This is a genomic window from Haladaptatus sp. R4 (assembly GCF_001625445.1).
GTDB lineage: Archaea > Halobacteriota > Halobacteria > Halobacteriales > Haladaptataceae > Haladaptatus.
Map to the genome: position 1 here is coordinate 42,369 of NZ_LWHG01000021.1, position 14,725 is coordinate 57,093.

Consider the following 14,725-nt stretch of genomic DNA (forward strand, 5'->3'; position numbering starts at 1 on the left):
CCCCGGCTACTTTCCCTTGCCACCGGCGTCTTTCGTCCGGATGATCGTCCGCATATTGATGAAGATATCGCGCGGTGTCGTCTCCTCATCCGGGTCGAACAGGTCGCTCACGCGGTAGAGCATCGCGGCGACCAACTTGCTCTCGCTCGACTCACCGCGGATGTCGTCGGCGATGTCGCGAAGCGTTTCCATCCGCTTTTCGTCCGGTCCGAGTGACTCGGTTTCGCCTGCCATCGCTCACTCCTGTTGCTGTCGGCGGCGGTTGATGATGCCGACGTTGTTGGCGACGTTCTCGGTGAGGGTTCGGAAGGAGTCGCCGGTTTCGGTCTCGTCGTCGAGAACGATGGGGGTTCCTTCGTCGCCGCCGCTGCGGACGGAGGGGTCGAGCGGGATCGACCCGAGGAAGGGCATGTCGTGTTCTTCGGCGAACGCGGCACCGCCGCCGTGGCCGAAGATGTCGTGTTCGCTGCCGCAGTCCGGGCATTTGAACGTGCTCATGTTCTCGGCGATGCCGAGGACGGCCGTGTCGTGCTTGCCGAACATCTGGAGTCCTTTGTTCGCGTCGTCGAGTGCGACTTGCTGAGGAGTCGTGACGATGACGGCACCGGTGACGGGGACGCTCTGGAGAAGGGTGAGCTGTGTGTCACCGGTTCCGGGCGGCAGGTCGACGACCATGTAGTCGAGTTCTCCCCATTCGACGTCCTCCCAGAGTTGCGTGAGCACCTTGTGGACCATCGGGCCGCGCCAGATGACGGGGTCGTCCTTGCCGGTGAGGAAGGCCATGCTCATCAGTTTCACGCCGAACTTCACCGGCGGGACGAGTTTCTGTTCCTCGGTCGCTCGTGGTCGCTCGGTGGCATCGACCATTCGGGGGACGTTCGGGCCGTACACGTCGGCGTCGAAGAGGCCGACGCGTGCGCCGAGTTTCGCCAGTCCTGCGGCGAGGTTGACTGCGACGGTGCTCTTGCCGACGCCACCCTTTCCGGAAGCGACTGCGATGACGTTTTTGACGCCGGGAAGGACCTGTTCTTCGGGGGAGAGTTCGGTATCGACACGAGCGGAGAGTTCGGCCTCTAGCCCCTCATCGGCGAGCGCCTCGCGGACGCGGTTTGCGATTTCGGACTCGTGCGGTGCATAGGGCGCGCCGAGCGCGAGCGAAATCTGTGCGATACCGTCCTCGACGGTGATATCGTTGACGAGACCGAGGGAGACGATATCCTCGCCGAGGTCCGGGTCCTGAACCGTTCGGAGAATCTCTCGAACGTCTGTTTCATCCATGTGATGACGATAGGGTACGATATGTCGATAAGACTTGTGAACCCGATGGTGCCCTCGTGGCTGGTGACAGTAAAACGAACGGTTAGTGGCTGATTTCCGCTAGTCTTTCAGCGGTTGGTAACCACATTCGATTACGTTTCGGGTACACCCGCCCACGACTTTAAGAATACTCGGGCCAAAAAGTGAGTGATGCTCGAAGATTCGTTCGGGCGTGAAGTCACGGGGGTACGTGTTTCACTGACCGACCGGTGTAATTTCGATTGCGTTTACTGCCACAACGAGGGGCTGGGCGATACTCGTGGTCCGATGGAACCGGGCGACGACGAGATGAGTACCGACGACGTGATTCGATTTCTGGAAGTCGCCCGCGAGTTCGGTGTCGGGAAGGTGAAGTTCACCGGAGGTGAGCCGATGCTCCGGGAAGATTTAGAAGAGATCATTCGGCGGACTCCAGACGAGATGGAAACCTCGCTCACGACGAACGGGACGTTTCTCCCGGGACGGGCCGAGGAACTCCGCGAGGCGGGATTATCCCGGGTGAACGTGTCACAGGACGCACTCGACCCGAAAGCGTTCGCCGAGGTGACCAACAGCGGCGCATACGACAAAGTGCTCGAAGGCGTCGAAGCGGCGCTCGACGCGGGACTCGACCCGGTAAAACTCAATATGGTCGTGTTCGAGGCGACGGCGGGCTACGTTCCCAAGATGGTCGAGCACGTCGCGGAAAACGACGGACTGCAGTTACAACTCATCGAGTACATGCCCGAGTTGACGGGAAATCCCGAGTGGGCCATCGACATCCAGCGAGTGCACGATTGGCTCGAAGAGCAGGCCGACGAAGTCGAAATCCGAGAGATGCACGGACGGAGACGGTACTGGGTCGGAGAGGGGATGGTGGAAATCGTGGACCCTGTCGAGAACCCAAGCTTCTGTGCGAATTGTCATCGCGTGCGCGTCACGCACGAAGGATTCCTCAAAGGGTGTCTGAACCGTAACGACGACCTCCGACCGATGGGAGAGATGACGAAACCGGAAATTCGAACGGCGTTCCGTGAGACCGTCGCAAACCGGGTTCCCTACTACGGTGAGTACATGGTCCGGAACGACGACGGTGAGTGGGAAATAAACGACCGCTACATCGACGACCAGTACATCGACGCCTGATCCTGTTTTAGTCGTCGCTGATGATCCTGTTTTAGTCGTCGCTGATGATCCTGTTTTAGTCGTCGCTGATGATCCTGTTTTAGTTGTCACTGGTTTTTGTTCTTCGCGCACGCGTAGGGCGACAAGGTTGATGGTAGTTCCCTGCGGCGCTTCTCGTATGCGACGCCGGACACTACTCGCGAGGACGGGCACGCTTCTCGCCGGAAGTACACTGCTGTCGGTTGCCGCTAGCGGGGGTGGGCAGGCAACGCTCGACCCGACGTATCGTCTTCTCCTGGGAACGAAGTACGAGACGGGCGTGTTCGTGCGGGAAGGAGTACGCGATGGCCCAACGGTGTTGGTCGTCGGGGGTATCCACGGCGACGAACGGTGTGGGTATCGGGCCGCGAGCGAAATCGCCCGTTGGAAGATCGAACGGGGAAAACTGGTCGTCCTTCCGAAGGCGAACCGAGTGGCGATTCGAAAGAATCGGCGCGAAGGTGCACACGGGGACTTGAACCGACAGTTCCCGAGCGGTGAAGAGCCAAAGACGAAGTTGGCGCGAGCCATTTGGGGAGTGGTCGAACGACACGATCCGGAGATGGTGCTCGACCTGCACCGTTCACTCGGGATTTACAGCTATCACGAATCGTCGGTCGGACAGGTGATCTGGCCGACAGACGCCGACCCGGCACCCGAGTATGCAAAACGGACGGCGGAGCGGTTGAACGAGAACGTCGTCCCGTGGTACATGCCGTTTCACGAGTATCGTCGGGGCGGCGAACTCGACGGGTCGAGACCGATGCTCGTGCACAAAGTTGCGGGTGACCTCGGCAGACCGGGGTACATCGTCGAGACGACGAAGTTTCTGCTCGATTCGGATACGAGAGCGCGATGGGAGAAGACAGCAGCGACCGACCTGCTCTCTCGTCACGGCATCGAGCGGCGAGGAGGTCGATGAGCGTGAAACGGAGCCGAAATTCGTCCGTTCGACGAATACTCGCCGGGCGGGCGGTTTGGGGATGGTATCTCCTGTTAGTCGTTCCGCTGGTTCTCGGTGCGGTCGATGCCAAGTTGATGACACCCCTCGCGTTGCCGGGCTACTACGCGTTGACGTTGGGGAGTGCGTACGGAAGTCACCTGCTTCCGACGTTCGAACTGTGGGTGTTCTGGATACCGTTTTTCATCGGCGCGTATCTCGTCTCGGTGCCCCTTGCGGCGGTTTCACGTAGTGTTCGGAAGTCATTCGTTGCGTTTAAATAGTAACCCCCGATAGAATAGAGTGCAGACATCTGTAGGGGCGTGCGTCCCGAGTCCGGAAGGGCGAACATACACAAACGAGTGTGTCGAGGTAGCCTAGTCTGGCCCACGGCGCAGGGTTGCTAACTCTGTGGCGTCAAGCCTCGAGGGTTCGAATCCCTCCCTCGACGCTCCAATCAATCAACTATGAGTACCGAACAACCACAGGACGATGACGACGACCTTCGGTACTTCGTCCGCATCGGGCAAACAGACCTCGATGGGACGAAGTCCGTAGAGCGATCCCTCGCCGGAATGAACGGGATCGGTCGTCGCACGGCTCGAATTATCGCCGAGGAGGCGGACGTCGACCGAACAGCGACGTTCGGCCGCCTCGACGAGGACGACATCGAGAGTGTCGTCGAAGCCGTGGAAAACTACGCCGACGAGGTTCCTGAGTGGCTCACGAACCACCGCAAGGAATACTTCTCCGGCGAGACGACCCACGAAACTGGTAACGACCTGTCGATGGCCCGCCGTCGGGACCTCAACAGGATGCAGATGATCGACTCCTACAAAGGCGTCCGCCACAAGCGTGGACAGAAAGTTCGCGGTCAGCGAACGAAGTCCACGGGTCGTACCGAGGGTACGATCGGCGTGAACGTCGAGGAGATCAAGGAAGCGGCGGCCGAAGAAGCGGAGGCTGACGAATAATGTCGCTCCCCGGTGAGAACACCAAGTTCTACGAGACGCCGAACCACCCGTTCCAGGGCGAGCGTATCGCCGAGGAACGCGGTCTGATGGACCGTTACGGCCTGAAGAACAAGGAAGAGCTCTGGCGAGCACAGAGTGAGCTTCGTAACTACCGACGCGAGGCTCGTTCCCTGCTCGGCGACATCTCGGGCGACGAAGCCGACGAGAGCAGCGAGTTCCTGTCGCGACTGAAGCGACTCGGCATCCTCGGCGATGGCGACGAACTCGGCGACGTGCTGCTGCTCGACATCACCGACGTTCTTGAGCGCCGTCTCCAGACCGTCGCGTACCGAAAGGGTCTCGCTCACACGCCGAAACAGGCACGCCAATTCATCACGCACGGTCACGTCACGGTGAACGGTCAGCGCGTGTCGGTTCCCTCGGCCAAAGTCGAAATCGACGAGGAAGGCGACATCGCCTTCGACGAGCACAGCCCGCTTGCGGACGACCTTCACCCCGAACGTTCGGAGGGTAACGAATGAGCGACAACGACGACAAATGGGGCATCGCCCACGTACACGCATCGTTCAACAACACCATCATCACCATCACGGACCAGACCGGTGCCGAGACGATCGCGAAGTCGTCCGGTGGGACGGTCGTCAAGCAGAACCGTGATGAGTCCTCGCCGTACGCGGCCATGCAGATGGCCGAGACGGTTGCCGAAGAGGTCAAAGCGGCTGGCATCGACGGCCTGCACATTCGCGTGCGTGGCCCCGGTGGCAACCTGCAGCAGAACCCCGGTCCGGGTGCGCAGGCGACGATTCGCGCACTCGCACGAGCCGGTATCGAAATCGGACGTATCGAAGACGTAACACCGATTCCGCACGACGGTACCCGCGCACCGAAAGGTAGTGGATTCTAAACCATGACCGAAGACTTCGACGTAGAGTTCATCGACCGCGGTGAACGGAAATCGCGATTCCTCGTCCGCAACGTCACTCCGGCGTTCGCGAACGGGATTCGCCGAGCGATGATAGCGGACGTTCCGACGCTGTCCATCGATACGCTCCGAGTCATCGAGAACTCCTCGGTGATGTTCGACGAGCAAATCGGACTGCGACTCGGGCTCGTCCCGCTGACGACGCCACCCGGAGAGTTCGAGGAGGGCGACACGGTAACGCTCAGCCTCGACGTTTCGGGACCGGGAACCGCGTTCTCGGGCGACCTCATCAGTTCCGACGAGATGGTCCAGCCCGCCGACGAGAACGTCCCGATCATCGACCTGAAAGAGGGTCAACGACTCGAACTGGAAGCCGACGCGGTGATCGGTTCGGGTAAGGAACACACCAAACACCAAGGTGGCGTCGCGGTCGGCTATCGTCACCTGCAGCGCGTCGAAGTCGTCGGCGACCGGGACGAGTTCGAGGAGGAAGAGCCGCGAATCCTTCGCGGCGTCATCGAAGACGATGGCGAACTCGTTCCGACGGAGGCGTTCGACCACGACCTCACACAGCGGTTCCCCGGTAAGGAAGTCGAGGTCATCGACGTACCGAACGCGTTCGTGTTCCACGTCGAAAGTGACGGCTCGTTCACCGTCGAAGAACTGGTGACACAGGCCGTCGATTCGCTCACGGAACGTGCGGACGAACTCGAACAGGCAATTCAACTATAACCATGACCGGCCCTTACAACCTCCCTGACGTGTCCGCCGATTCGACCGGGAGTGTCAACTCCCGGGTTCGACGGGCTCGCGGACGCTTCCCGTCCGCGGAAATCGAGGCACGAAATGCCTCGACAATCGAAAGTGGTTTTAAGGGCCACGGACAACACTGTGTTGCCCGCGAGGGTACGCACGTGTTCTTAGCGTGCAGGGATAGCCAAGTCTGGCCAACGGCGCAGCGTTCAGGGCGCTGTCTCGTAGGAGTCCGCAGGTTCAAATCCTGCTCCCTGCATCCGTTCTCTGTACTGGAGGAAGTAGCATGAGTAAAACTAATCCGAGGCTCAGTAGTCTCATCGCCGAACTCAAGTCGGTGTCCCGTGATTCGGGAGCCGACGTGTGGACCGACGTTGCAGCACGCCTCGAGAAACCACGGAGTACGCACGCAGAGGTCAACCTCGGCCGCATCGAGCGGTACGCGGAGGAAGAGGAGACCGTCATCGTACCCGGTAAGGTTCTCGGTAGCGGCGTCCTGCAGAAGAACGTCACTGTTGCTGCGGTCGACTTCTCGTCGACTGCGGAGACGAAGATTCAGCAGGCAAACGGCGAACCGATCCAACTCGAACAGGCAATCGAACAAAATCCCAGCGGTTCCAACGTCCGGGTGATTCGATGAGTATCGCAGAATTCGACGCAGATGTCGTCGTCGACGCACGCGACTGTATTCTCGGTCGCGTCGCAAGCAAGGTTGCACAGCGTGCATTGGACGGCGAGACGGTCGCCGTCGTCAACGCCGAGCAAGCTATCATCACCGGCGGCAAACAGGACGTACTGGACAAATTCGAGACGCGCGTCAACCTCGGCTCCGATCAGGGGCCGTACTACCCGAAGCGTCCGGACATGCTCGCAAAGCGAGCGATTCGGGGAATGGTTCCGTACAAGAAGCCGCGAGGGCGAGAAGCCTTCGAGAACGTGCGTGTCTACGTCGGCAACCCGTACGACGAGGACGGCGAAGTCCTCAACGGGACGTCGTTGGACCGACTCTCGAACATCCGCTTCGTCCAGCTGGGCGAAGTCAGCGACTACCTAGGTGCTAACGTCACATGGTAACGAACACGAGCGGAAAGAAGAAGACGGCCATCGCTCGCGCCACGGTTACGGACGGCGAAGGTCGTGTACGAATCAACTCGAAGCCAGTCGAACTGGTGGAACCGGAAATGGCTCGCCTCAAGATGCTCGAACCGTTCCGCATCGCGGACGACGAGCGTGAGGGAGTCGACGTGGAAGTGAGCGTTTCGGGTGGCGGCATCACCGGACAGGCAGACGCCGTCCGCACCGCCATCGCTCGCGGCCTCGTCCAGTTCATGGGCGACGCCGAACTTCGTGACGCGTTCATGGAGTTCGACCGTTCCCTGCTGGTCAACGACGTCCGCCAGTCCGAACCGAAGAAGTGGGGCGGACCCGGTGCCCGCGCCCGCTACCAGAAGTCCTACCGTTAAGGTGATCAACCCATGATGATTCCAGTCCGGTGTTTCACGTGTGGTAACGTAGTGAGCGAACACTGGCAGGAGTACAAGGCGCGCGCCGAGACGCAGATGGGTAACGAAGACCCCGGTAAGGTCCTCGACGACCTCGGTGTCGAACGCCACTGCTGCCGACGGATGCTCGTCGCACACAAAGACCTCGTGGACATCGTCGCACCCTATCAGTAATGCCCCAACAACAATACTCCCGATACGAAAAAGCCCGAATCCTCGGTGCACGCGCACTGCAGGTATCGTACGGCGCACCCGTTCTCGTCGAAACGGAGGAGTCCCAGCCGATACTCATCGCAGCAGAAGAGTACGACGCTGGCGTCCTACCGTTCTCGGTTCGACGTGAGGGGGCAGAATGACGCGCATCGAGAGCGTTCGGCTCCGTCAGATACTCGATTCGCGTGGCAACACGACGGTCGAAGCCGACGTGTTGACCGAGAGCGGCGGATTCGGCCGTGCGGCCGCACCGAGCGGCGCGAGTACGGGCGAGTACGAGGCGATCGAACTCGATACGAGCGAGGCGATCGCCTCCGCTCGTGAGCATGCGATCCCACGACTCGAAGGGAACGTCTTCGTCGGCGACCAGCGCGACGTGGACCGCACCCTTCGCGCTGCGGACGGGACGGACAACTTCTCCGAGATCGGCGCGAACAGCGCCGTCGCCATCAGCATGGCCGCCGCGAAGGCCGCGGCGGACGTGCTCGGTGCACCCCTGTATCAGCACCTCGGCGGTGCGTTCCGTGGCGACAACTACCCGATTCCGCTCGGGAACGTCATCGGGGGTGGCGAACACGCCGCCGACGCGACGGCGATTCAGGAGTTCCTCTCCGCACCCGTCGGTGCGCCGAGCGTCCAGGACGCGGTGTTCGCCAACGCGGCCGTCCACCAGGAGGTCGCGGACATCCTCGCCGAGCGGGACATTCCGGCAGGCAAAGGCGACGAAGGTGCGTGGGCACCGTCCATCGACGACGACGACGCGTTCGAACTCATGGAGGAAGCCACTTCGACCGTTTCCGACGAGTTCGGATTCGAGATTCGATTCGGCATCGACGTGGCCGCAGCCGAGATGTACGATGCCGACGCGGACGAGTACCAGTACCGCGACCGAACCCGTTCGACCGACGAACAGATCGACTATCTCGCGGACCTCGTGAACGAGTACGACCTCGCATACGTCGAGGACCCGTTGGACGAGAACGATTACGACGGCTTCGCCAAACTCACCGAGAAGGTCGGTGACAAGACGCTGATTTGTGGTGACGACCTGTTCGTCACCAACGTCGAGCGACTTTCGGACGGTATCGAGAAGGGTGCCGGAAACAGCATCCTCATCAAGCCGAACCAGATCGGCACGCTTTCGGACGCGTTCGATGCCGTCGAACTGGCGATCGAGAACGGGTACGACCCGGTCATCTCGCATCGTAGTGGCGAAACCGAGGACACGACGATTGCACACCTCGCCGTGGCGACCGACGCACCGTTCATCAAGACGGGCGCGGTCAGCGGCGAGCGAACCGCAAAGCTCAACGAACTCATCCGAATCGAGCAGAACGTATCACGATTATGAGCGATAACGAATCCGAACAGGTAGAAGAAGAAACGGACGGTCTCGACGCCGCGGAAGAGGAGATCGACGCGGAACCGACCGGCGAGTCCGGTGCGGAACCGGACGTCGACCCTGACGACGACGTCGCCGCACAGGCGGACGAGACCGAAGAAGAAGAACCGCAGTTCGACGAGGACGTCCTCGGCGACGAGGAGGCAGACCTCCTCATTCCCGTCGAGGACTACCTCGGCGCAGGTGTCCACATCGGTACCCAGCAGAAGACCGAGGACATGGAGCGGTTCATCCACCGCGTTCGCACGGACGGTCTGTACGTCCTCGACGTGAGCAAGACCGACCAGCGAATCCGTACGGCGGCGAACTTCCTCGCCGACTACAACCCGGAGCAGATTCTGGTCACGTCCTCGCGCCAGTACGGTCGCTTCCCGGCCGAGAAGTTCGCCGACGCCGTCGGCGCACGTGCCCGCACGGGTCGATTCATCCCGGGTACGCTGACGAACCCGAAATACGACGGCTACATCGAGCCGGACGTCGTGGTCGTCACGGACCCCATCGGAGACGCACAGGCGGTCAAAGAGGCCATCACGGTCGGCATCCCCGTCATCGCGATGTGTGACTCCAACAACTCCACGAGCAACGTGGACCTCGTCGTCCCGACGAACAACAAAGGTCGCAAGGCGCTGTCGGTCGTCTACTGGCTGCTCGCCAACGAGACGCTCGACCGCCGCGGTGCCGAACCTGCCTACTCGCTCGACGATTTCGAGAGCGAGATTTAAACGACGTTTTTCGACGCGATTTGTGCCTTTTCCGAACTCGATGGTCGATAGCGACGGCGTTCGAGAATCACCGATATCGGGGTAGTATTCCGCTGACGCTGGAAAAGAGGTCCGGGATTCAGTTCAGCGACTGCTCGATTTCGGCTTCGAGGGAGTGAATCCGCTGTTCCAAGTCGGCGACCATCTCGGTCTGCTGTTCGTTTGCCGTGGCGATGCGCTCGACCGAATCGGAGACGGTCTCGCTTCGACGGACGCTGTTGTCGATGATGCTCGCGATTTCCTCGGCGCTAGCGGCCTGTTCGTCGGTCGCGTCGGCGATTTCGGTGATTCCCACGTCGGTTTCCTGAATCGCGGAGACGATCGACTGCTGATTTTCGACGACGGTTTCGATTTCTTCGGTCGCGGTGACGATACCATCGTTCGTCTCTTCGATGCTTTCGACCGTGTCGAGTGCGGTTTCGCGGATGTCGTCGACGATGGACTCTATCTGGTCGACGCGCTCTTTGGACTGCTCGGCGAGGTCCTTGATCTCGTTGGCGACGACGGCGAAGCCGTCACCTTCCGATCCGGCGCGTGCGGCCTCGATGTTGGCGTTGAGCGCGAGGAGGTTGGTCTGTTTCGCGATGTTGTCGATGACTTCGACGATTTCGTCGATCTCGTCGATGCGGTTTTCGAGTTCGCTCGCGTCGGTGACGACTTCCTCCGCGCTCTCGGAAACCTCGTCGACCGTGGCGAGCGTGTCGGCGGCCGCGTCGGCTGACGTCTCGGCAAGCGTTTTGGTCTCGGTGCTTTGGCTACTGACCTCCTCGGAACTGGCGGCGATCTCCTCGATCGTCGCGCTGAAGGTGGCGACTTCCGACTGGACATCGCCGAGGTTATCGGATTGATCGCGAGTTAGCTCCCGGATGGACTGGGAATCCTCCGCGACGTCCGCGGCGGAATCACGGAGTTCGGCGACCGCGCCTTCGACCTCTTCGGACATCTGTTGTTGCAACCCGCGGACGGCTTCCCGCTGTTCGATGAGTTCGGTGACGCGGGTGATGACTTCGACGGCACCGACCGTCTCACCGTCCGGGGTGGTGATCGGAACACCGAGAGCGCGTCCGTGGATCGTCCCGCCGCTCGCCGTGGGTGCCGTACGAATATCCGACTCTCGGACGACTTGGCCGGTCCGGACCACCGTTTCGGCGAGCGTTTCGTCTTGACCGTCCGTCCCGAACAGTTCGTAGGAGGGCATGCCGATCGCCCGACTCGCGGAGTAGCCCGTCAACTCCTCCGCACCGGAGTTCCAGTAGGTGATGGTTCCGTGCTCGTCCACGACGAACACGGGCTCGGGTAGTCTCGTGACGAGACTTTCGAACGCGTGACGCCAAAACGCACCAGCATCGAGGTCGCCGCCGGGGTAGATTTCGTTTCGTACCGATTGTTCAGTTCCCATGGACAGATTATGTATTCGAACGGATACAACCAATCAGTATATATTTTGGGAATGATGCAACGAGACTGACTACGGAGAGATTCGGTTCGGACGGCTTCATTTCAGACGATCGTATGACGAATCTCGAATCCGTCCGGAACCCTGTCCGCCGTGAGCGGACCGGAGTCCGAAAACCCTGTTATCTCCCGGTGCGGAGCCACGAACATGACCGTTTCCAGCGCCCCCGGGAAAGTGTATCTCTTCGGGGAACACGCCGTCGTCTACGGCGAACCCGCCGTCCCGTGTGCCATCGAACGCCGAGCGACAGTGACCGTCGAACTGCGCGATGACGACCGATTGCGCGTCAACGCCGAGGATTTGAGTCTCGATGGGTTCACCATCGAGTACGGTCGCGGTGCCGACGAAACGCCGGACGTGAACGTCTCCGAGTCGCTCGTCCGAGCGGCGACCGGGTACATCGACGCGTCGGTCAAGCAAGTCCGCGACGCGACCGACACGCCGGATGCGGGCTTCGACATCACCGTCGAGAGCGACATCCCGCTCGGTGCGGGACTCGGGTCCTCGGCCGCGGTCACCGTCGCCGCGATAGACGCCGCGACCCGCGAACTGGGCGTAACGCTTTCGAGCGACGAACTCGCGGACCGAGCGTATCGGGCCGAACTCGCGGTACAGGACGGGGAAGCCTCCCGCGCCGACACGTTCTGCTGTGCGACCGGCGGCGCGGTCCGCGTCGAGGGCGACGACTGCCGGAAGATCGACGCACCCGACCTGCCCATCGTCGTCGGCTTCGACGGCGGCGCGGGCGACACCGGGAAACTCGTCGCGGGCGTCCGAGCGCTCCGCGAGGAGTACGACTTCGCGGCGGAGACCGTCGAGAGCATCGGTGACATCGTCCGGCAGGGAGAGCAGGTGCTCGCCGACGGCGATATCGAGAAGCTCGGGATGCTCATGAACTTCAACCACGGTCTGCTGGAGGCGCTCGGCGTCTCCTCGCGCTCGCTCGACAACATGGTCTGGGCGGCCCGCGACGCGGGCGCGCTCGGCGCGAAACTCACGGGTGCCGGTGGCGGCGGCTGTATCGTCGCGCTCGACCCGACGGACGAGACGAAGACGGCGCTCCGATTCACGCCGGGGTGTGAGGACGCCTTCCGCGCCGAACTCGATACCGAAGGGGTGCGCGTCGAATGAGCCTCACCGTCCTCAAACTCGGCGGGAGCGTCATCACGGACAAGGACCGCCCCGACACGTTGGACGGGGAGATGCTGGACTTCGTCGCGGACGCAGTGGATGAGGGCAGAAGTGGCGGCCAGACGGACGACCTCGTGCTCGTCCACGGTGCCGGGAGTTTCGGCCACCACCACGCGAGCAAACACGGCGTTTCGAAGACGGTCGGCAGCACAGATATCGAAGCCGTCATCGACATTCACGGCGCGATGGAAACCCTCGATCAGTTCGTCCTCTCCCGACTGCACGAACGCGACGTTCCGGCCGTTCCGGTTCACCCGTTTTCGGTCGCTTCCCGCGATTCGGACGCGAACCTCTCGCTGCCGGTTGAGCAAATCGCGACGATGCTCGGCGAAGGGTTCGTCCCGGTGCTCTACGGCGACGTCGTGATTCACGAGGGAAAGGGCGTCACCATCGTCAGCGGTGACGAACTGGTCGCGTCCGTCGCGCGCCAACTCGACGCCGACCGCGTCGGCTTCTGTTCGACGGTCCCCGGCGTGCTGGACGACGAGGACGCCGTGATTCCCGAGATTACGTCGTACGACCAAGTCGCGGACGTGCTCGGCGAGAGCGAATCCACCGACGTGACCGGCGGCATGGCCGGGAAAGTGAACGCGCTGCTCGAACTCGGCGCACCCGCTTCGATTTTCGGTCCCGACGACGTGCGCGCGTTTCTGGCCGGGGACAATCCGGGAACGAGAATCGACGGGTAGGAAAATCGCTGCGAGACGACTTTTATGAGAACGAAGTAACAGTGAATAGAAAGGGGCCCAAAAAGTCCCGTCCGCCTGTTACGAGAGGTTTCTGTCGGTGTTACGGTTACAGATGCCGAGCCACAATGAAGACCGCCTCCGCACTGCGCCCAATCCTCCCCAGCCGATTCCCGGCACTCCTTCCAGTCGTGCCGCTCATCCCTCGCGCGGGCGCACTGGCGTGCGCCTTCGCGCGCCGTGCATTGATTATATCCCATATTCTGTCCAACCGAGTGGCGCGCGCTGACACCGGTTGGAGGCCAGCGTTCGGCCGACAGCCGGTGTCAATAGCGTGCGAGGGATGACGACCGAGGAGCGCTAGCGACGAGCGGAGTTCTCGTGAACAACGAAGGAGTGAACGAGAGCACGGGAGAGCGAAGCTCTCCCGGAGGAATCGGCTGGGGAGGGTCGTGGCGCGGTGCGGAGGCGGGGCGGTAGCGGTGGTGTGGGTGGATTGAAAGGGGCCGTCCGCTCGCGCTTGCGTGGTCGTCTCCACGAGCAACTATTCTGGCCGGGCGTTGCTGAGCGGCCAGAATATCTCGTGGAGCGGCCGCGAGCGGGCGGGGGCTTTCGAGGTAGTCTACTCCCCAACAACTGCAATCACAAATCCAGCAAACACTCCTGTGCGTAGCGAGCGCGATAGATATCTCGAAATCGTCTTCTCTTCAGTATGAATCCCGTTAACTCCTTCACGCCCACGATTCGCCGCTGGCGAGGTCTGTGTCGTTGTCGAGTTTCGAGGAGGGACAGATATCTTCCAGAATACAGTCCTCGCAGTCCGGATTTCGGGCCGTGCAGGTCGCCCGGCCGTGGCTGATGAACAGGTGGGTGAGCCACTGCCAGTCCTCCTCGGGGACGAACGTCATCAAGTCCTCCTCGATTTTCTTCGGCGTCTTCTCCTCGGTCAGCCCCAATCGGCGCGAGAGTCGCTGGACGTGGGTGTCCACGACGATTCCTTCGACGACATCGTGGCCGTGCTGGAGCACGACGTTGGCAGTCTTCCGGCCGACGCCCGTGAGGTCGGTCAGTTCGGTCATCGTGTCCGGCACCTCGCCGTCGTGTTCCTCGATGATGGTTTGACAGGCGCTGTTGATCCACTTCGCCTTGTTGTTGTAGTAGGTGATGGAGTTCAAGTCCTCCGCGAGTTCGTCCACGTCGGCGTTCGCGAAGTCCTCCGCCGACGTGTACTTCTCGAACAGGTGTTCGGTCTCCTTGTTCACGCGCTCGTCGGTGCATTGGGCCGAGAGCATCACGGCGATGAGCAGTTCGAGTCGATTGGAGAAGTTCAGCGAGATGGTCGCATCGGGATATTCGTCGTACAGCCTGTCCACGATTTCGTCCAGTTGTTCCTCCCGCGTGTCGAGTGGGACGCCCATGTCGGAGTCCTCGGAGGGCGTCGGTTTGAGTGGTTCGGTGTTTCGGT

General features: G+C 61.4%; 20 protein-coding genes and 2 tRNA genes. 18 read left to right on the forward strand and 4 right to left on the reverse strand.

What is annotated here, in order from left to right:
* Positions 1-6 precede the first annotated feature (6 nt).
* Together A4G99_RS09665 and A4G99_RS09670 are read right to left on the reverse strand one after the other, a co-directional pair.
* The gene (locus A4G99_RS09665) at positions 7-234 is read right to left on the reverse strand and encodes a hypothetical protein (RefSeq protein ID WP_066142707.1); all 228 of its coding nucleotides are present in this window, start codon (positions 232-234) and stop codon (positions 7-9) included.
* 3 nt (positions 235-237) lie between these two features.
* Entirely contained in the window at positions 238-1,278 is a 1,041-nt protein-coding gene (locus tag A4G99_RS09670) for an Mrp/NBP35 family ATP-binding protein (RefSeq protein WP_066142710.1), read from the reverse strand.
* Between the two features lie 189 nt (positions 1,279-1,467).
* Here A4G99_RS09670 and moaA point away from each other — a divergent pair, with 189 nt between their 5' ends.
* From moaA to rpsB, 16 genes are all read left to right on the forward strand, one after another.
* Positions 1,468-2,442: a GTP 3',8-cyclase MoaA gene (gene moaA, locus A4G99_RS09675; protein WP_066142713.1), complete on the forward strand. Its 975-nt coding sequence runs from the start codon at positions 1,468-1,470 to the stop codon at positions 2,440-2,442.
* Between the two features lie 157 nt (positions 2,443-2,599).
* Entirely contained in the window at positions 2,600-3,382 is a 783-nt protein-coding gene (locus tag A4G99_RS09680; protein WP_066142715.1) for a succinylglutamate desuccinylase/aspartoacylase family protein, read from the forward strand.
* Positions 3,379-3,684, forward strand: a complete 306-nt coding sequence (locus A4G99_RS09685; protein ID WP_066142718.1) for a hypothetical protein — start codon at positions 3,379-3,381, stop codon at positions 3,682-3,684. Before A4G99_RS09680 ends, A4G99_RS09685 begins: the two co-directional genes overlap by 4 nt.
* An 82-nt stretch (positions 3,685-3,766) precedes the next feature.
* Positions 3,767-3,851 (forward strand) — tRNA-Ser (locus A4G99_RS09690).
* A 16-nt stretch (positions 3,852-3,867) separates the two neighbouring features.
* Complete coding sequence (locus tag A4G99_RS09695; protein WP_066142722.1) at positions 3,868-4,374, forward strand: 30S ribosomal protein S13; 507 nt, start codon at positions 3,868-3,870, stop codon at positions 4,372-4,374.
* Positions 4,374-4,895: a 30S ribosomal protein S4 gene (locus A4G99_RS09700; protein WP_066142725.1), complete on the forward strand. Its 522-nt coding sequence runs from the start codon at positions 4,374-4,376 to the stop codon at positions 4,893-4,895. The genes A4G99_RS09695 and A4G99_RS09700 overlap by 1 nt, the downstream gene beginning before the upstream one ends.
* Positions 4,892-5,278: a 30S ribosomal protein S11 gene (locus A4G99_RS09705; RefSeq protein WP_066142728.1), complete on the forward strand. Its 387-nt coding sequence runs from the start codon at positions 4,892-4,894 to the stop codon at positions 5,276-5,278. Before A4G99_RS09700 ends, A4G99_RS09705 begins: the two co-directional genes overlap by 4 nt.
* Before the next feature lie 3 nt (positions 5,279-5,281).
* Positions 5,282-6,028, forward strand: coding sequence for a DNA-directed RNA polymerase subunit D (locus tag A4G99_RS09710; RefSeq protein ID WP_066142731.1), 747 nt, complete (start codon positions 5,282-5,284; stop codon positions 6,026-6,028).
* A 195-nt stretch (positions 6,029-6,223) separates the two neighbouring features.
* Positions 6,224-6,308 (forward strand) — tRNA-Leu (locus tag A4G99_RS09715).
* 27 nt (positions 6,309-6,335) lie between these two features.
* A complete protein-coding gene (locus A4G99_RS09720; protein WP_066142734.1) occupies positions 6,336-6,689 on the forward strand; it encodes a 50S ribosomal protein L18e in 354 nt (117 codons plus the stop codon).
* A complete protein-coding gene (locus A4G99_RS09725; RefSeq protein ID WP_066142737.1) occupies positions 6,686-7,123 on the forward strand; it encodes a 50S ribosomal protein L13 in 438 nt (145 codons plus the stop codon). Before A4G99_RS09720 ends, A4G99_RS09725 begins: the two co-directional genes overlap by 4 nt.
* A complete protein-coding gene (locus A4G99_RS09730; protein WP_066142740.1) occupies positions 7,117-7,512 on the forward strand; it encodes a 30S ribosomal protein S9 in 396 nt (131 codons plus the stop codon). The genes A4G99_RS09725 and A4G99_RS09730 overlap by 7 nt, the downstream gene beginning before the upstream one ends.
* A gap of 12 nt (positions 7,513-7,524) precedes the next feature.
* Positions 7,525-7,725, forward strand: coding sequence for a DNA-directed RNA polymerase subunit N (locus tag A4G99_RS09735; RefSeq protein ID WP_018128667.1), 201 nt, complete (start codon positions 7,525-7,527; stop codon positions 7,723-7,725).
* Positions 7,725-7,907: a DNA-directed RNA polymerase subunit K gene (locus tag A4G99_RS09740; protein WP_066142743.1), complete on the forward strand. Its 183-nt coding sequence runs from the start codon at positions 7,725-7,727 to the stop codon at positions 7,905-7,907. Before A4G99_RS09735 ends, A4G99_RS09740 begins: the two co-directional genes overlap by 1 nt.
* Entirely contained in the window at positions 7,904-9,115 is a 1,212-nt protein-coding gene (gene eno / locus A4G99_RS09745) for a phosphopyruvate hydratase (protein ID WP_066142745.1), read from the forward strand. Before A4G99_RS09740 ends, eno begins: the two co-directional genes overlap by 4 nt.
* Positions 9,112-9,888 (forward strand): 30S ribosomal protein S2, encoded by a 777-nt coding sequence (rpsB, locus tag A4G99_RS09750; RefSeq protein ID WP_066142747.1) that lies wholly within the window; start codon positions 9,112-9,114, stop codon positions 9,886-9,888. The genes eno and rpsB overlap by 4 nt, the downstream gene beginning before the upstream one ends.
* A 118-nt stretch (positions 9,889-10,006) precedes the next feature.
* Here the strand turns inward: rpsB and A4G99_RS09755 are convergent, their stop codons facing one another.
* Positions 10,007-11,326, reverse strand: a complete 1,320-nt coding sequence (locus A4G99_RS09755; protein ID WP_066142749.1) for a methyl-accepting chemotaxis protein — start codon at positions 11,324-11,326, stop codon at positions 10,007-10,009.
* Between the two features lie 204 nt (positions 11,327-11,530).
* On the opposite strand from A4G99_RS09755, the gene mvk reads away from it, so the two are divergent.
* Together mvk and A4G99_RS09765 are read left to right on the forward strand one after the other, a co-directional pair.
* Complete coding sequence (gene mvk, locus A4G99_RS09760; protein ID WP_066142752.1) at positions 11,531-12,514, forward strand: mevalonate kinase; 984 nt, start codon at positions 11,531-11,533, stop codon at positions 12,512-12,514.
* Complete coding sequence (locus A4G99_RS09765) at positions 12,511-13,263, forward strand: isopentenyl phosphate kinase (protein WP_066142755.1); 753 nt, start codon at positions 12,511-12,513, stop codon at positions 13,261-13,263. Before mvk ends, A4G99_RS09765 begins: the two co-directional genes overlap by 4 nt.
* 728 nt (positions 13,264-13,991) lie before the next feature.
* On the opposite strand, the gene nth is transcribed toward A4G99_RS09765, so the two are convergent.
* Positions 13,992-14,678, reverse strand: a complete 687-nt coding sequence (gene nth / locus A4G99_RS09770) for an endonuclease III (RefSeq protein WP_066142758.1) — start codon at positions 14,676-14,678, stop codon at positions 13,992-13,994.
* Positions 14,679-14,725 lie beyond the last annotated feature (47 nt).